Here is a 17387-nt window from a genome sequence, read left to right as displayed (position 1 = left end):
CGGGAGGAGCAGGCATTATGCCAGCTCTTCCCATTTTTCATACAGTTCTTCCAGCTTTTCTGCGATCTCAGCTTTTTCATTGGCAAGCCGGACGCATTCAGCCACATTGACGGCAACTTCAGGTTTTTCCATCTCACTGTCGATCTCTTTGTCCCTGGTTTCCAGGCGTTCAATCTCTGCCTCTGTCTTCTTCAGATCATTTTCACGCTTTCTCTGGCGTGCCTGTTCTTCTTTGCGCTGTTTCCAGTCCAGTTTCGTGGCGGATACGGATTCCGCGGCCTGTTCCTCCTCAAGGCCCGGAGCATAGATGCGGGTGAGCTCCTCCCTTTTCTCCATGTAATAATCATAGTTGCCGATATAGTTTACCATACTCTGGTTGGTCAGTTCCAGGATCCTGGTGGCGGTACGGTTGATAAAGTAACGGTCATGGGATACATACAGCACCGTACCCGTATAATTGCGCAGGGCCTCCTCCAGGATCTCCTTTGACATAATGTCAAGATGGTTGGTAGGCTCATCCAGGATCAGGAAATTGGCTTCTGAGAGCATGAGCTTTGCCAGGGATACGCGACCCCGTTCCCCGCCGCTTAAGGATGCGATCTTCTTAAAGACATCATCCCCGGTAAAGAGAAAGGCAGCCAGAAGATTGCGGATCTCCGTGTTGGTGAGCTTGGGAAAATCATCCGAAATCTCCTCGAAGATGGTTTTTTCCATATGCAACACGTGGTGCTCCTGGTCATAGTAGCCGATGTGTACTTTACTTCCCAGATGGAAGACGCCGGCGTCGGCCGGGACCAGCTCGTTCAGTATTTTGAGTATCGTCGTTTTTCCGGTTCCGTTATTCCCGATGATGGCCACACGCTCCCCGCGTTTGATGGAAAAGTTCAGATCAGAAAACAGCGGGAGGGAGGGAAAGGATTTAGAGAGATGTTCCACGGTCAGCACATCCATGCCGCTCTCTATGCGGGGCTTCAGGTAAATACGCATGGACGCGTTTACCTCAGTCGGTTTTTCTATGACTTCAATCTTATCCAGCATCTTTTCCCGGCTCTCAGCCCGCTTAATGGACTTTTCCCGGTTGAACTGCTTTAATTTGGCAATGACTTCCTCCTGGTGTTTGATCTCCTGCTGCTGATTGAGGTAGGCCTGGTAGGCATCTCTGCGAAGCTGGGCCTTTTTCTCACTGTAGGCGGAATAGTTTCCGCTGAAGGAGCTTACCTTTCCGTTGTCAATATCAATCACCTTGGTCACGATCCTGTCCAGAAAATACCGGTCGTGGGATACGATAAGGACAGCTCCTGGATAATTCAAAAGGTACGTCTCCAGCCAGGAGATAGAGTCCATATCCAGATGGTTGGTAGGCTCATCCAGAAGGATGATATCCGGTTTTGACAGCAGCAGGCGGCCAAGGGCCACACGGGTTTTCTGGCCTCCTGACAGGGTGGAGATTTCTTTTTCAAAGTCACTCTCCGGAAAGCCGAGTCCCTTCAGTACGCCCACAAGCTCACTTTTATACGCATAGCCGTTCTCCATCTCAAACTCATGGGTCAGCCGGGAATACGTCTCCATCAGGCGGTCCAGCTCCTCCCCTTGGGCGTGCTTCATCTGTTTTTCGGTTCTGCGCATATGGAGCTCCATATCCAGAATATGCTGTTTGACCTGGAGCAGAGAGTCATAGATGGTGAGCGCGCTGTCCAACTCCTGATGCTGGGCCAGATAGCCGATGGTCCTGCCCCTTGATAAGATTACCTCTCCGCTGTCCGCGGGAATCTCCTGCATGATGATGCGCAGCAGTGTGGATTTTCCTGCTCCGTTGATGCCCACCAGGGCGGCTTTTTCGCGTTCTTCTATATGGAAGGAGGCATCATGGATCAGATTCATGCCTCCGAACGATTTTTCAATGTTTTGACATGCCAGTATCATTTTATACGAATCTCCTTTATCTTTTGGTTCACCCTTCCTATTATATCGGAAATTCAGAATTTGACAACAGATAAAAACAACAATAACTGGAATTGTATTTGACTTTATTTTAACAATTATATATAATATTCCTATATGAAACAGAAAACTTAGACATAAGGAGGGTAAAGTCGTGGACGAAAAATGCATATCGAAAGCAGTCATCAGAAGACTTCCCCGATATTACAGATATTTAGGAGAACTTTTGGAAGATGGTGTGGAACGTATTTCCTCAAACGAGCTGAGCAGCAAGATGCGCGTGACCGCATCCCAGATCCGCCAGGACCTGAACAATTTCGGAGGATTCGGGCAGCAGGGATACGGCTATAATGTGCAGTACCTGTACACAGAGATCGCCAAGATTCTGGGGCTCGACAGGACCCACAACATGATCATCATCGGAGCCGGCAATCTGGGACAGGCACTGGCCAATTATGTACAGTTTGAAAAGCGCGGATTTAAAGTGGTGGGTATATTTGATGTGAATCCGGTTCTGAAAGGTATCTCTATCCGTGGGAACGAAATTCTTATGATGGATGAACTTCCCCAGTATCTGAAGGATAATGATGTTCAGATAGCAGCGCTGACTCTGCCTAAGAATAACGCGGAGGAGACAGCCAACCTGCTGGTGGAAAACGGAATCAAAGCCATCTGGAATTTCGCACATCTGGATCTGGAGGTCCCGGAGGATGTCATCGTGGAAAATGTACACCTTTCTGAGAGCCTCATGCGATTGTCTTATAACCTGAATTGTTATGTGACCGAACATAAAAAGTAAGAAAAGGCTGCTGCGGAATTTTTGCGGCGGCCTTTTGCTCTGCAGGAAGGTTTGACAGACGTCCCTGATTCATACCGGAATAAGAGAGGAGTGTATGATATGAAACAAATCGTAACCGGCGGACAGATGAAGCTATTGGATGAATACACGATCCACGAGATTGGAATTCCCTCCCTGGTACTTATGGAGCGGGCAGCTCTGAGTGTCTGTCAGGCACTTCGGGAGGAAAATTTTCCTTTGAAAAGAGTTCTGGTGCTCTGCGGTACCGGAAATAACGGTGCGGACGGCGTAGCGGTGGCCCGTATGCTCCATATGACAGGTGTCTCGGCAGATATCTGTATACTTGGAAAAAAGGACCATTATACAGAAGAAATGAGAAAGCAAGTGAAAATTGCAGAAAATTATCATATATCCTTTGTCAAGAATGCAGTACCTGCTGAATATACTACTATAGTAGATGCTGTCTTTGGTGTAGGTCTGTCCAGGGAAGTGGGCGGAAAATACAGGGACACCATCGAAGCTCTGAACCGGTCAGGGGCAAAGGTCATGGCAGTGGACATTCCCTCAGGTATCAGTGCTGATACGGGGAAAGTGCTGGGCTGCGCAGTGAAGGCTGATGTGACAGTCACCTTTGCTTATGAGAAGGCAGGTCTTTTATTCTACCCGGGCGCATCCTGCGCGGGCAAGGTAAGGACGGCTGATATCGGAATCTACAGGCTGCCTCAGAATGATTTTGAACTGTCCATACAGAGCTGTGAGGAGAAGGATCTGTGCCGGATTCCGGCGAGGAAGCCGGACGGGAACAAAGGAACTTTCGGGAAAATATTCCTGGCAGCCGGCAGCCGGGATATAAGCGGCGCGGCATATCTCTCCGCCTGTGCGGCTCTTAGGGCCGGCGCAGGCATGATAAAGGTACATACCAGGGAAGAGAACCGTCAGGCACTGACCACAATGCTGCCGGAGGCCATGTACAGCTTTTATGACGATGAAGAGATCCGAAAAGAACAGATCCGGGAAGGGCTTGCATGGGCTGATGTGATCGGGGTAGGACCGGGACTCGGCACAGGACAGCAGGCGGAAGATATTTTGTATACCATACTGGCGGAGGGCAGAAAACCTCTGCTGATTGACGCAGACGGCCTGAATCTGCTGGCCGGCAGAATGGAAGTGCTGTCCCAGTATCCGGCACCGGTCCTTGTGACACCGCATCTGGGTGAGTTTTCCAGAATCTCCGGGGTATCTGTGGAGGAGTGGAAGGAAGCGCCTCTTTACCTGACAAAACGTTTTGCCGGGAAATATCACCTGACAGCCGTGTGTAAAGATTCACGTACCGTCATTTCCGACGGCGGCGAGGAGATATTTATCAACACCTCCGGCAACAGCGGTATGGCAACAGCGGGAAGCGGGGACGTGCTCTTTGGCATCCTCATGGGATTTTTGTCCCAGGGACTTTCAGCCAGGGAGGCGGCAGCTCTCGGCGTTTATTTCCACGGTATGGCAGGGGATATGGCCGCCGCCCAAAAAGGTGAGTACAGCATGATTGCCGGGGATATCATTACACAGACAGCGGAGATCTTGAAGAAAAGAGGAGCAGTTTTATGAAGACACCAAACAGGATTTACGTTTCCATAGATTTGGATGCGGTTTCCTATAATCTGGAAAATATGAAGAAAAATATCCATGAGGACACGAAGATCATAGCCGTACTCAAAGCGGACGGCTATGGACACGGAGCGCTTCCCATTGCCGAACACATAGAATCACTGCCCTATATCTGGGGATTTGCAGTGGCCTGTGTGGAAGAGGGACTTGCTCTTCGGGAGGGCGGCATCAAAAAGCCTGTTCTGATCCTTGGATATACCTTTCTGGAAGATTACGAGACGATCATCAAAAATGATTTCCGTCCAACCGTTTTTACCGGTAAGATGGCTGAGGATTTATCGGATACGGCAAAGCGGCTGAACAAAACAGTAAAGATACATATTAAGCTGGATACAGGTATGACCCGTATCGGCTATCGCGACTTACAGCATGATGTACCGGAGATTCTGAAGATCGCAGAGATGCCCGGCCTTGAAGTGGAAGGTCTGTTCACACATTTTGCCAGAGCCGATGAGACGGACAGGGAACCGGCGTATGTGCAGCTTGAGAGATACCTGAAATTTGTCCATGCACTGGAGGAGAAGGGGCTGCATGTGCCTCTGAAGCACTGTTCCAACAGCGCGGGTATCATCCGTATTCCCGAGGCGAACATGGATGCAGTGAGGGCAGGCATTATTCTGTACGGCCTGTATCCATCCGACCAGGTGGAAAAGGAGCCGGTGCCTTTAAAACCGGTTATGGCTCTCAAAAGCAGAGTTGTATACATAAAGACAGTGGAACCCGGCGTGGAGATCAGTTACGGCGGTACCTTTGTCACAACACGCCCGACCAGGGTGGCCACGATTCCCGTGGGGTATGCGGACGGGTACTGCAGAGGGCTGTCAGGCAGGGGCAGCGTGCTGATACGAGGCAGGCGCGCGCCTATTATCGGACGCGTCTGTATGGATCAGTTCATGGCAGATGTGACAGATATTCCGGAAGCGGAAGAGTTAGATGAAGTGACCTTGATCGGAAGAGACGGGCAGGAGTGCATCACAATGGAGGAGCTGGGGGAGATATCCGGCCGTTTTAATTATGAGTTTGCCTGCTGCATCAACAAACGTGTGCCGCGTCTGTACGTTTCCGGGCAGTAGCCGGCCGTGTGGACGTGCCTGCGCACCGTTTTTTCAGCCGTTTGGAGGACTTTGGTTTCAGAAAAGTAAAAAACAAGAAAAACCATGGAATACACACGAGAGAATTGGGAAGAATTATATCTGAACAGAAAAAAATCGGAGTGTGAAATGTGTGGTTATCAAACGAGGTGATATTTTTTACGCGGATTTAAGGCCGGTGGTCGGAAGTGAGCAGGGCGGAATCCGTCCGGTGCTGATCATTCAGAATGACATCGGAAATAAACACAGCCCCACAGTGATCTGTGCGGCCATAACATCGAAGATGAACAAGGCGAAGCTGCCCACCCATATAGAGATTGACGCATCCTCCTACGCGATCGTGAAGGATTCCGTGATCCTGTTAGAGCAGCTTCGCACAATTGATAAACGAAGATTAAAAGACAAGGTATGCCATCTGGATGCGGAAATACTGAAGAAAGTCAATCATGCCCTGTGCGTGAGCCTGGAACTTCCCACTACATAGTGAAAATTTCCTTTTCGCAGGCTTTCGCCTCCTGCATGGCGATGGGGAACCACCAGGTCTTTACCGGGACGAAGGCAGTTGTATAGATTCCGTTCTTTGCACAGGATAAAACTTCTTCCCGGATATGGCTTCTGACTTCCTCCTCTGTCAGGTTTCCTGCTGCCGCCTGGGCTTCCAGGTCCTGATACTTTGGTGTGATGTTATAGGACAGGCTTCTGCCTGTCTTTTTCATTGCCCCCACAATGTCGTTGATGCCCTGTCCCTGGAAGGAATCTATGCCGATCTCCGGGAACTCCGCTATGATCTGATCCATTTTGCCGCAGGAATGCATATCGAAGAACATGCCGAGAGAGTGACAGTGGGCTGCGATTTTTTTAATCTGCGGTTTGATCAGGCTGCGCCAGATGTCCGGGGAGAAGAACATGTTTTTCTGCGTGCCCCAGTCATCATGGAAGCATACGGCTTCTGTGAGGTAGTACTTTTTCAGAATGTCCAGTTCTCTGCATTTCATCTCTGTAAGCCGGTCGAAAAAGGCGCTTACCTCCTCCGGGTCTGTCAGCATGGCGCAGAGGGCGTTTTCAAAGCCCATGAGTGTGTGCAGACGTTCAAAGGGGCCTTCCAGAAGCATGGAATAATTGAATTTGTCCGGGTCATACTGGTCCACCTTGTCTGCCTTTGCGCTTGCCTCCCAGTCTACGGCGTCCAAATCAGGGAAGACTACTTTTTCTCTCCAGTCACAGATATCATCCAGAACCGGCAAAACACTGGTGTCAGGCACGGCTGCATTTCCCACAGGATCATACACCCAGGTACATCCGAAGAAATCTTTTCCGGACTGGTTATGGGGCGCACGCTCATCCATTCCCGTTATAAAGACAGACAGGTTAGCGTCTGTAAAAAAACTGGGAAACCATTCACCGCGTTCGTGCTGAAAAAATTTTCTGAAATTTTCTTTTGGTGTCATATAAAAACCTCCCATCCAATATTGGTTACTTACATTATACACCAGAATTTTATAAAAACAATGATTTATTCAAAATTTGATTTTGGAACTTTTTCTGCTGCATTCCATGGTATAATAGATATAGAATAAAGTGACTGTAAGAGCGGGAAGGAGGGAGTGAAATGAAAACGATCCATAAAGATACGGGAGCCAAAGGTGCAGAGTATGGTTTTGAACTGGACCGGGAGGTGAACCTGCTGGTTCATGAACCCAAAACAGGTCCTTTTATCAGACAGAAGTATCCTTTATATTCCCAACTGACTTCCGGCGGCAAAGACCTGGCATTTTATCTTGCGGTTCTCGACATCTGTGTCATAGTGTGCGGCAGCAAGAGCTGGTGGGAAGAGGAAAGGAGACTGAGAGACTACACAAGGGAACTTGTCACCAGGATGCCGGCGCAGTGTGGGATACTTTCTGCCAACAGCCTGACCTGTTCCAGCCAGATTTACGCGGTGTTTTATGAGAGAGGAGACAAGAGAAGTCTGCGCAGGGAGACTGAACAGATTTTTCTCCGGCTGAAGACCGTTCTCGGAGAACAGAAAGGTGTATATCTGACTGTAGGTGTCAGCAGTCTGACCGACAGGGTCTGCCTGCAGAATCTGGAGGAGGCCAGAATTGCTTTGGAGCGCAGAATCGCATATGGGTGCTCCAACTTATATTTTTACGAGGATGAGTACATTTTCCGGACAAAGAAGCTGCCCGCTGTCAGGTTTCACATGTTGGAGAAATATCTGGAGCAGGGGCAGTCAGAGAAAAGCAGGAAAATGCTGCACACCCTTTTTTCCGAGGATATGGTCAAGAAGTACGGCATGTCCTATATCAGGATTCTATGGGTAAGGACCCTGAGCATTCTCATGCAGTATTATGAACCGGAAATCCGGGGCGCCATTGATGCGGATATGCTTCTGAAGAGCTATTATGTGCTGGATAAAATGTACACCATGGATGAGATATTTGACTATATCTGGAACATAGCCGCAGAATTCCAGAACGGCCGCAGGCGTTCGGATTCCAGGGCCAGAGACAAGGTCCTTTTGGCAGAGGAGTACATAAAAAAGCATTACTGTGAAGAGATATCCATCAATCTGCTGTCAGAGCGCTACGGTATGAATCCCAATTATTTCTCCGCGATCTTTAAAAAGGAAATGCACCATTCCCCGGTGGATTACATTACCAGGCTGCGTGTGGAGAAGGCAAAGGAGTATTTAAAGGAAACGCATCTGCATATAAGGGAAATATCAGAGAGAGTGGGGTATGAAGACTGTCATTACTTTTTCCGTGTGTTCAAAAAAATCACAGGAATGACACCCATGCAGTACCGGCAGTCCGATACTGTGTAAATAATCCACCGGATATGTGGGATTTGTCCATTGCCTGCAAAGCGTTTAGAAAATATAATGAGTTATATTTGGTTATGGATGAGTCACGGGGAGATAAGAGATGGAAATCACGTATATGGAGCGATCTGAAAGTGCGGTCTGGGAAGATTTTGTCATTCCCAGATATGCCAGCATCCCGGCGCTGTGCAGGCAGTTTAAACAGCTCGGAAGAAAGCGCAGGGGCTGCCACTGCATATTTATGGATACCGGCGGTCTGAGCTTTCAGAGAAAGCGGGAGCTGGTGAAGGTGATCATACGATGTCTGTATCAGGGCGCCTACCATTTTTGCGAAAATGCGCTGGAAGAATTGGAAACGGCTACGGTATATCAGTGCAGGGACAGGCTGTGTGACTATGGTGATGGTATCTTTTATATTATTTCATCAGAAAATTTACTGTCCGCCGTCACAGAGGGAAAGAGGGAGGCTGTCTGTATCGGTCATGCCAGAACCCTGGGCAACCTTCCTTTCCGGCATATCAATGTTGAGAAGATGGCCCGATATGCAGAGGAGCTGGCCGAATCCCTTGGCGTGCCCTGCGATTCGGTCAAAGAGGCAGGGGTGCGTACCGTTACCCTGCATTATAACTGCGGCTCATGTATGGGGGCTGTGGCTTTGATCGGAAGAAGCATTTTTTACGGAATAGAAGAGGAGCTGTACCATGCCTATCACGACGCCCAGGAGGATATCTGTTTTGACCTGTGCGGAGCTGCGGACATGCTGTCTGTTTTTGAGATCCTGGCCGGAAGCAAGACAGGAAAAAACATCATCGCGGTTTTGAGTTTTACGGAAACTGCCTCCGATGAGGGGGTATGGGACAGACGTCAAAATAAACTCTGCGCCGCGCGGAGAAAAAGCCGGATCATGCTGGCTGACGCCATGGTTCGGGCCCAGAATATGGGCGCTGTGTGGCTGATCGACCTGTCCTCCCTTACCTATGCCTGCAGAGCGGAATATGGGGATTTTGTCACAGGTATTTTCAGCAATGACAAGGAGACGGGGGAACGGTTCCGTTTTACTGCCCAGGGATTGGGAGAGCCGGCATTCGCACTGCCGCTGGACCATATCTACCATGAACTGCCGTGGCCGGAATGCCGGAAAAAGCATCTCAGCGTAGCGCTTGCATTTCAGCGGAATATATTGAGAAAAGGCGTGCGCTGGATCCATCTGGACGCAGCAGGCCCTTCTGTGAACCGGGAGGATACGCTTTACATGGAAAAGGGAGCCAGCGGGGCGGATATAGCCGCGATCGCGGCCTTTGTTGAAAAAGAATTGCCCGGAGAGTTCATGATGTGAACCTCTTCGGGGGATTCTTTTTTTCTTGACTGCTGTGCACGAAAATGGTATCTTAATATAGGACAGCCCTGCAAAAAGGGCAAATATGAGGGAAGAAAGAAGGAATTTTTTAATCATATGGATGACGGGAGTAGTCCTTTATGGGCGGTAATGGTTTTTCTATTATTCATCATCATTAACGGAATTTTATATGGATTTGGCTCTGCCATACAGAAAGTAAGCGAAAGTGAAGTGGAGAAAAGGCAGCAGGAGGGTGACAAAAAATCCCGCTGGCTCCTGGATGTGGTGAACAACCCGGTTATGGTGGTCAATACCATCCTTACGGTCGGTACGCTTCTCAGTATCCTGGCCGGGTATGTGGGAATCCGTGAGATTGTTCCATACATGTATACGGCACTGAACGGGGTATCTGCATTTTCCTACATACCGGACGCTTTACTGCGCGGCATTTGTGTTGTGATCGTGGTGCTGTTGGTGCTGATCCTGCTTGTGGCTGTGGGCGTGATTTCCGCCAAGAAACTGTTTACCTGTAATCCCCATCAATGGGTTTACCGCACAGCCGGACTGGTACGGCTGATCGTGAAGCTGTTTTATCCGATTACGTTTTTGATTATGAAGCTGTCCAACGGACTGGTGCGCCTGCTGGGTGTGGATCCCCATCATAACGAAGAAGATGTGACAGAAGAAGAGATCATTTCAATGGTGGATGATGCCCATGAACAGGGTGTGATTGAAGAAAATGAAGCGGAAATGATTCAGAATATCATGGAGTTTTCCGACAAGGAAGCCCAGGATATTATGACTCACCGGAAAAATGTCAGCGCCATAGAGGTAAATACGCCTCTGGCAGAAGCGCTTTCCTATATGCTGAACGGAAGCAATTCCAGATATCCGGTATACAGGGAGGATATTGATGACATTATCGGCATTCTGCATCTGAAGGATGCCATGAAACAGATGACCTTTGAGAACAAAGGGGATGTGCCCGTGGGCCAGATACCGGATCTGATCCGGGAGGCCTCCTATATTCCGGAAACCAGAAGCATCAATGATCTGTTCAAACGGATGCAGGCCAAGAAGATCCACATGGCTGTGGTGGTGGATGAATACGGACAGACTTCAGGCATTGTGACCATGGAGGATATTCTGGAAGAGATTGTGGGCAATATCCTGGACGAATATGACGAAGACGACCATTTTATTGTGGAGCAGCTTGATGACTCCTATCTGATGAAAGGACTTACTCCGCTGGAAGAGGTGGGAGAGGTGCTGGACATTGATTTTGAGGATGAAGACTATGAGACATTAAATGGATATCTGACCTCTTTACTCGGGCATATACCGAATATGCAGGAGGATAAGGAAGTCAGGGCAAATGGATATTTATTTACCATCCTTGGGGTGGAAAATAATACAATACAAAAAGTAAGGGTGGAAAAACTGCCCAAAAAAGAAGGAGAAGAGAAATGTCAGGACATTCAAAATTCGCAAACATAAAACATAAAAAAGAGAAAAATGATGCAAAAAAAGGTAAAATCTTTACCGTGATCGGCAGGGAAATCGTGGTAGCCGTAAAAGAGGGTGGCCCGGACCCTGCAAACAACAGTAAACTCCGCGATGTGATCGCAAAGGCAAAAGCAAACAACATGCCAAACGACACCATTGACCGCGGCATCAAGAAAGCAGCAGGCGATGCCAATGCGGACAACTACGAATACATTACCTACGAAGGCTACGGCCCAAGCGGTGTGGCTGTCATTGTGGAGACCCTGACAGACAACAAGAACCGTACAGCCAGCAATGTGAGAAGTGCTTTCACAAAAGGAAACGGCAATATCGGAACACCGGGATGCGTATCCTTTATGTTCGATAAAAAAGGCCAGATCATCATCGACAAAGAAGAGTGTGAGATGGACTCAGACGACCTGATGATGATCGCTTTGGACGCAGGCGCAGAAGACTTTTCCGAGGAGGAGGACAGCTTTGAGGTCCTCACAGCTCCGGATGATTTCAGTGCTGTCCGCGAAGCCCTGGAAAAAGAGGGCATCCCCATGGCAGAAGCCGATGTTGCCATGATCCCCCAGACCTATGTGGAACTCTCCGATGAGCAGGATGTGAAGAACCTGCAGAGAACACTGGATCTGCTTGAGGATGACGATGACGTACAGTATGTATGGCATAACTGGGACGAGTAAAAATACGCTGAATATGAGATACCTCTTTGCACAGGGAACTGTGCAGAGGGGTATTTTTGCATTTACATCTGTTGGACTTTATTGTGCGGAAATGGTATGATATCAATATAGGAATAGGCGAATCAGTAAATGGAATTTTGGACAGGTGAAGTCTATGGAAGCAAAACAGAAAAAAATATTTAAAAGGATTGTAGGGCTGCTTTTCTTTATTCCTCCGACAATGCTTCTTTATTATCTGAGTAGCGGGCAGAATTGGAACCGAGAAGTATGCTATTACGTGGCATTTTTCATCTATGGCAGCCTGAGTATTTTTCATATTATAGAAATAATCCTATTGCGGAAAAAGAAAAAATCTATTTGGGAGGACAGGGAATTACTGATAGAAACCATATTCATATTATTTTGTTTCGTGAATGCCATATTCTCCTATGTAGAATTTGAGTATTCAAAAGACATGTATGAAAAATGTCTGGAACATCTTCGCCAGGGGTGGTAGAACTTTGTAAAAGTTTGAACGGAGGTGTGTAAATGCAGGATAAAAAGGAATCCGAGGATTTAAAAGACAGACTGGCCTATGAGCCAGAAGAAGTCAAGCGGATGGTAGAGGAGTACAACAGACAGAAGCAGATAGAATTTGAAGACCTGCATTCAGAGAAAACGTGTAAAATCATCTCAGTATTTAATGTGTTTCAGAACATACTTCTTATAGCCTGGCTTATCAGCTTTATAATCAGTATTGTTGAACTGTATATGCATTATCCCCTAACCAATCATTCAATCCGTTTCGGAAGAGACAGACGTATTCTCACGCCTATAATTATGCCGGTTGCTGTGATGATGGGCGAATATATTGGTGGACTGAGTAAAATCGGAGGTACTGTTTTTACCACATTGGGTGGTGCCTTTGCGCTTTGGATCACAAAGGAATATATACTGTTATATCCGAATATGCAGATTTCAACATGGCTTACAGCATTTTTTATTATAATGGCATATATCTGCTGTATCATCATGAATTTCCAACCCAGTATTAACCGCTATCTAAAAAGATATCCTTCCAAATTATGGTTTGACCCGGCCCGTGATAAGAGAAAAAAGAAAAAATGATTTTGCCACAGCCTGCAATATCAACAGAATAAAATGCAGCACATTGCTCTGACCCGGGCTATGCATAATTATCACCAAATTACATATCCTACCTCCAGGAATAAAATCTTGGAGGTACTTTTATGTCTGAAGAAAAGAAAAATGAACTGGAGAAAACAGAAAAGCAGAATGAACAGATAGAAGATATGGGGCAGCTTGATTTATCGGATAATGAAAAACAGTATCACATCCATCTTCTGTCCATCATAGGTGAGGTGGAAGGCCACGAATCCCTGCCGAACAACAGTAAGACAACCAAATACGAACATGTCCTTCCAAAGCTCGCTGTCATTGAAGACAGCAAGGACGTGGACGGCCTGCTGATCCTGCTGAACACGGTGGGCGGAGACGTGGAGGCAGGGCTGGCGATCGCGGAGATGATCGCGTCCCTGAGCAAACCGACCGTTTCCCTGGTGCTTGGAGGCGGTCACTCCATCGGTGTGCCTATGGCTGTATCTGCGGATTACTCTTTTATTGTGCCCTCTGCCACCATGGTGATCCATCCGGTCCGGAGCAACGGTATGTTCATCGGTGTGATGCAGTCTTATAAAAACATAGAAAAGATACAGGACCGTATCACAGGCTTTGTCTCTTCCCATTCCAAAATGACCCAGGAGCGTATCGAAGAACTGATGCTGGATCCCACCCAGCTTGTCAAGGATGTGGGCACTATGCTGGAGGGCGAAGAGGCCGTAAAAGAAGGTCTCATAGATGAAGTGGGCGGCATTTCCCAGTCTCTGGAAAAACTGTATGAACTCATAGAAGAAAATAAGAAAAAAGACGCCTGATCGAAAATTCTTAAATTTTGTAAAGACTTTTAAGTTGTGTGAAATGCAATTTTATGATAAAATAAACATTTGATAAAGTTTATCACTCCATCTGTGCGCTGTACACAGGAATCAGATGGAGAAAATACATATGAAGAGGTTGACCACATGTCATTATTACAGGCACTTCTGCTTGGACTGGTGCAGGGAATCACAGAATTCCTTCCGGTGAGCAGTTCCGGGCATCTGGCTATTATGCAGAATCTATTAAACATCAATACCGATACAGGCGTGTTGTTCGATGTGATTTTACATTTGGGAACGCTGACAGCTATTTTTATCGCGTTCTGGAAGGACATTAAGAAGCTGATCCTGGACGGCTGCGGAATGATTTATGATATCATTCAGAATATTAAAATATGGTCACACAACAGAAGAGAACACGATGCCAGGCGTTATAGGAAGATCGTGTCCTCCAATTATCGTAAATTTATCCTGCTTATTACGGTTTCTACAATTCCCACTGCGATTGTGGGCCTGCTTCTGCAGAATGTTGTGGAAACAGCCGGCAGCAATCTGCTGGCACCCGGGGTTGGGCTTTTTATCACCGGCATCCTGCTTTTGGTGGTGGACTTCTTCCCGGCAGGTGACAAAATACCGAAAGATGTATCCTTTTGGATCGCGCTGGCTATCGGCTTTTTTCAGGGAATCGCCGTATTTCCGGGAATCTCCAGGTCCGGTATGACCATAGCAGCCTGTCTGCTCTGCGGTCTCAACAGAAAATTTGCAGTAAAATATTCATTTATCATGTCCATTCCGGCTGTGTTGGGGGCAGCAGTCCTGGAATTGAAGGACATACCCGGCTCGGGAGTCACACTTCCCGTGTTTGGGGAATATCTGGCGGCAGCCGTTCTTGCAGGAGCAGCGGGGTACTTCTGCATCAAAACAATGCTGCGGCTGATACAGCGCAAAAAATTCCGGTATTTCAGTATTTACTGTTTTATCATCGGAATTGTTGCTGTAACGTGTAATTTTGTCCTGTAGGTGCAAACCGCAGGAACTATAAGGGGAGTCAGGAAAATGGCAGCGACGAAAAAAAACAACACAAGAAAAAAGACGGGCACCCGCTCTGGAAGCAGAAATAAGAAAAAACAGGACGAGGGCATCGGCCTGTATACTGAGATAATATTATGGATCACACTGGCAGGCTCCATCCTGCTGTTACTGAGCAATTTCGGCATGGGAGGCCTGGTAGGAAAGACAGTCAGCGGAGTCTTCTTCGGACTGTTCGGCCTGGTTGCCTACATATTCCCTATCTTTTTATTCCTTGCCGTATCCTTTGTCATATCAAATAACAGAAATCCGAAAGCTTACCGGAAAATGGCAGGCTTTCTTTTGCTGTTCATTTCTGCCTGCGCATTGATGCAGCTTTTAACGGACGGCTATTTCGGCGGAACTTCCATTATGGATTATTATAAAATTTCGTCCACGTACCAGACCGGCGGAGGTATTCTGGGAGGACTTCTTTGCAATATCTTCGGAAAAGCGTTTGGCACGGTCGGAACTTATGTGATCGTTATCATTGCAATGATCATTGCTCTGATACTGATCACACAAAAATCCATGTTCGCGCTTCTTAAGAAGGGCAGCACCCACGTGTACGGCAGTGCGAAGGCAGGACATGCCCGCAGAAAACAGTATGCGGCAGAGCAGAAAGACAGACCTGTCACAGGAAGAAGAGCAAAACACGGAGAGAAAAACGAAGAATCCGAACCTTTAAAATTGAAAACAAGAAGAAACAAGAACGAAGACAGCATTGCAGCCAATCCGGCTGCTGAAAATATAAGTGTTATCCGGAAGGAAGCAGCAGCGGCTGAGGCAGCTTTGACGGAACCGGCAGAGGAGATTCCTGCAGATGATATCCTTCTGAAACCAGAAAATGCTTTCCCTATCCACCGTTCCGACACAGCGCCGGCAGAGGTGGAAGAGATTGTGGAAGATATACCGGCAGAACCTGTTGTGGAGGAAAAGCCCCGAAAAGCAGGTTCCGCGAAAAAAACGCGTTCCTCAAAAGATGAGATCGAGGATGGTATTGAAAACATAAAGGGTGAGATCGCGGACAAGGAACAGGAGATAAAAAAGGAATACGAAATTCCTCCCGTCTCACTGCTGAAAAAGGGAACCGGCGGAAAAGGTGATTCTGACACGCATCTTCGCAGCACAGCCAAAAAACTGCAGGAGACACTGCACAATTTCGGGGTCAATGTGACAGTGACCAATGTGAGCTGCGGTCCGACCGTTACGCGTTATGAGCTGCAGCCGGAACAGGGCGTTAAAGTCAGCAAAATTGTCAGCCTGACCGATGATATCAAACTGAATCTGGCAGCAACGGATATCCGTATTGAGGCACCCATTCCCGGCAAAGCCGCCGTCGGAATCGAAGTCCCCAATGCCACAAACAGTGCAGTTATGCTTCGTGAACTGATACAGTCCGAGGCTTTTTCCACGTGCAAATCCAAGCTGGCATTTGCGGCGGGAAAAGATATTGCAGGACAGCCGGTCATTGCCGATATTGCCAAGATGCCCCATCTGCTGATCGCAGGCGCCACAGGCTCCGGTAAATCCGTATGTATCAATACATTGATTATGAGTATCCTTTACAAAGCCACCCCGGAAGAGGTACGGCTGATCATGATAGATCCCAAGGTTGTGGAGCTGAGTGTGTATAACGGGATTCCCCATCTGCTGATCCCTGTGGTCACTGACCCCAAGAAAGCGGCAGGTGCCCTGAACTGGGCAGTTGCGGAGATGACAGACCGTTATAATAAATTTGCAGAGTACAATGTCAGGGATTTAAAAGGATACAATGCAAAAGTTGACAAAATTAAGGATATTGAAGAGGAAGGAAAGCCGGAAAAGATGCCGCAGATCGTTATCATTGTGGACGAGCTGGCAGATCTTATGATGGTAGCGCCCGGTGAGGTGGAGGATGCGATCTGCCGCCTGGCACAGCTTGCCCGTGCAGCGGGAATCCATCTGATCATCGCTACACAGCGTCCTTCCGTCAATGTCATCACCGGCCTGATCAAGGCAAACATGCCTTCCAGAATCGCGTTCTCCGTATCCTCCGGTGTGGATTCCCGGACCATTATTGATATGAACGGCGCGGAAAAACTGCTGGGCAAAGGCGACATGTTATTTTACCCGCAGGGTTACCAGAAGCCGGCCCGTGTACAGGGCGCTTTTGTCAGTGACCAGGAAGTGGGGGCTGTAGTGAAATTCTTAGCGGGGCAGAATCCTGCCCATGTCTACAGCCAGGAGATCCAGGACAAAATTGAAGCAGCCAAAGATGCTTCCGCCAATCAGGCAGGAGCGGCATCCGGTGGAAATGACCGGGATGCCTACTTTACCGACGCCGGCAAGTTCATCATTGAGAAGGACAAGGCCTCCATCGGTATGCTCCAGCGTGTATTTAAGATTGGTTTTAACCGGGCAGCAAGAATCATGGACCAGCTCTGTGAAGCCGGCGTAGTGGGCGAGGAGGAAGGTACCAAACCCAGAAAAGTCCTTATGTCCCAGGAAGAATTTGAACAGTATATAGAAGAGTATTTGTAAAATATTGATAT

Annotated in this window: 14 protein-coding genes; 12 read left to right on the top strand and 2 right to left on the bottom strand. The window is 47.9% G+C overall.

The window, feature by feature from the left end:
- Positions 1-15 precede the first annotated feature (15 nt).
- Positions 16-1923 carry an ABC-F family ATP-binding cassette domain-containing protein gene (locus tag LC508_RS05510; protein WP_118594089.1) on the bottom strand — a complete coding sequence of 636 codons (1908 nt, stop codon included), beginning with the start codon at positions 1921-1923 and terminating at the stop codon, positions 16-18.
- A gap of 172 nt (positions 1924-2095) precedes the next feature.
- Here LC508_RS05510 and LC508_RS05505 point away from each other — a divergent pair, with 172 nt between their 5' ends.
- From LC508_RS05505 to LC508_RS05490, 4 genes are all read left to right on the top strand, one after another.
- A complete protein-coding gene (locus tag LC508_RS05505) occupies positions 2096-2740 on the top strand; it encodes a redox-sensing transcriptional repressor Rex (RefSeq protein WP_033140311.1) in 645 nt (214 codons plus the stop codon).
- Positions 2741-2839: 99 nt separating this feature from the next.
- Positions 2840-4342, top strand: coding sequence for an NAD(P)H-hydrate dehydratase (locus LC508_RS05500; RefSeq protein ID WP_103732646.1), 1503 nt, complete (start codon positions 2840-2842; stop codon positions 4340-4342).
- Entirely contained in the window at positions 4339-5475 is a 1137-nt protein-coding gene (gene alr / locus LC508_RS05495) for an alanine racemase (protein WP_033140309.1), read from the top strand. The genes LC508_RS05500 and alr overlap by 4 nt, the downstream gene beginning before the upstream one ends.
- Positions 5476-5626: 151 nt before the next feature.
- Positions 5627-5977, top strand: coding sequence for a type II toxin-antitoxin system PemK/MazF family toxin (locus LC508_RS05490; protein ID WP_018594007.1), 351 nt, complete (start codon positions 5627-5629; stop codon positions 5975-5977).
- On the opposite strand, the gene LC508_RS05485 is transcribed toward LC508_RS05490, so the two are convergent.
- The gene (locus LC508_RS05485) at positions 5970-6941 is read right to left on the bottom strand and encodes a uroporphyrinogen decarboxylase family protein (protein WP_158587324.1); all 972 of its coding nucleotides are present in this window, start codon (positions 6939-6941) and stop codon (positions 5970-5972) included. The genes LC508_RS05490 and LC508_RS05485 overlap by 8 nt on opposite strands.
- 161 nt (positions 6942-7102) lie before the next feature.
- On the opposite strand from LC508_RS05485, the gene LC508_RS05480 reads away from it, so the two are divergent.
- The 8 genes from LC508_RS05480 (at position 7103) to LC508_RS05445 (ending at position 17376) form a co-directional block, all read left to right on the top strand.
- Entirely contained in the window at positions 7103-8320 is a 1218-nt protein-coding gene (locus tag LC508_RS05480) for a helix-turn-helix transcriptional regulator (protein ID WP_118594088.1), read from the top strand.
- A gap of 100 nt (positions 8321-8420) precedes the next feature.
- Positions 8421-9653 (top strand): M17 family metallopeptidase, encoded by a 1233-nt coding sequence (locus LC508_RS05475; RefSeq protein ID WP_033140306.1) that lies wholly within the window; start codon positions 8421-8423, stop codon positions 9651-9653.
- A 150-nt stretch (positions 9654-9803) separates the two neighbouring features.
- Positions 9804-11150 (top strand): hemolysin family protein, encoded by a 1347-nt coding sequence (locus tag LC508_RS05470; protein ID WP_225305328.1) that lies wholly within the window; start codon positions 9804-9806, stop codon positions 11148-11150.
- A complete protein-coding gene (locus LC508_RS05465; protein WP_118594087.1) occupies positions 11120-11848 on the top strand; it encodes a YebC/PmpR family DNA-binding transcriptional regulator in 729 nt (242 codons plus the stop codon). The genes LC508_RS05470 and LC508_RS05465 overlap by 31 nt, the downstream gene beginning before the upstream one ends.
- A 528-nt stretch (positions 11849-12376) precedes the next feature.
- Positions 12377-12955 carry a hypothetical protein gene (locus LC508_RS05460; protein ID WP_054351230.1) on the top strand — a complete coding sequence of 193 codons (579 nt, stop codon included), beginning with the start codon at positions 12377-12379 and terminating at the stop codon, positions 12953-12955.
- 122 nt (positions 12956-13077) lie between these two features.
- The gene (locus tag LC508_RS05455; RefSeq protein ID WP_033140301.1) at positions 13078-13782 is read left to right on the top strand and encodes a ClpP family protease; all 705 of its coding nucleotides are present in this window, start codon (positions 13078-13080) and stop codon (positions 13780-13782) included.
- Between the two features lie 147 nt (positions 13783-13929).
- Positions 13930-14805: an undecaprenyl-diphosphate phosphatase gene (locus tag LC508_RS05450; protein ID WP_033140300.1), complete on the top strand. Its 876-nt coding sequence runs from the start codon at positions 13930-13932 to the stop codon at positions 14803-14805.
- Between the two features lie 36 nt (positions 14806-14841).
- Positions 14842-17376 (top strand): FtsK/SpoIIIE family DNA translocase, encoded by a 2535-nt coding sequence (locus LC508_RS05445; protein ID WP_103732963.1) that lies wholly within the window; start codon positions 14842-14844, stop codon positions 17374-17376.
- Positions 17377-17387 lie beyond the last annotated feature (11 nt).

Origin of the sequence: Blautia parvula (genome assembly GCF_020215665.1) — a bacterium.
Classification (GTDB): domain Bacteria; phylum Bacillota; class Clostridia; order Lachnospirales; family Lachnospiraceae; genus Blautia; species Blautia celeris.
Note: the sequence above shows the minus strand (reverse complement) of the source record. Positions and strands in the feature narration are given on the sequence as shown.

What these genes read in the sequence shown, in the direction of transcription:
- LC508_RS05460 (WP_054351230.1), top strand. Translation starts at nt 12,377, where the DNA reads ATGCAGGATAAAAAGGAATCCGAGGATTTAAAAGACAGACTGGCCTAT.
- alr (WP_033140309.1), top strand. Translation starts at nt 4,339, where the DNA reads ATGAAGACACCAAACAGGATTTACGTTTCCATAGATTTGGATGCGGTT.
- LC508_RS05500 (WP_103732646.1), top strand. Translation starts at nt 2,840, where the DNA reads ATGAAACAAATCGTAACCGGCGGACAGATGAAGCTATTGGATGAATAC.
- LC508_RS05510 (WP_118594089.1), bottom strand. Translation starts at nt 1,923, where the DNA reads ATGATACTGGCATGTCAAAACATTGAAAAATCGTTCGGAGGCATGAAT.
- LC508_RS05470 (WP_225305328.1), top strand. Translation starts at nt 9,804, where the DNA reads ATGGTTTTTCTATTATTCATCATCATTAACGGAATTTTATATGGATTT.
- LC508_RS05455 (WP_033140301.1), top strand. Translation starts at nt 13,078, where the DNA reads ATGTCTGAAGAAAAGAAAAATGAACTGGAGAAAACAGAAAAGCAGAAT.
- LC508_RS05450 (WP_033140300.1), top strand. Translation starts at nt 13,930, where the DNA reads ATGTCATTATTACAGGCACTTCTGCTTGGACTGGTGCAGGGAATCACA.
- LC508_RS05485 (WP_158587324.1), bottom strand. Translation starts at nt 6,941, where the DNA reads ATGACACCAAAAGAAAATTTCAGAAAATTTTTTCAGCACGAACGCGGT.
- LC508_RS05445 (WP_103732963.1), top strand. Translation starts at nt 14,842, where the DNA reads ATGGCAGCGACGAAAAAAAACAACACAAGAAAAAAGACGGGCACCCGC.
- LC508_RS05480 (WP_118594088.1), top strand. Translation starts at nt 7,103, where the DNA reads ATGAAAACGATCCATAAAGATACGGGAGCCAAAGGTGCAGAGTATGGT.
- LC508_RS05465 (WP_118594087.1), top strand. Translation starts at nt 11,120, where the DNA reads ATGTCAGGACATTCAAAATTCGCAAACATAAAACATAAAAAAGAGAAA.
- LC508_RS05475 (WP_033140306.1), top strand. Translation starts at nt 8,421, where the DNA reads ATGGAAATCACGTATATGGAGCGATCTGAAAGTGCGGTCTGGGAAGAT.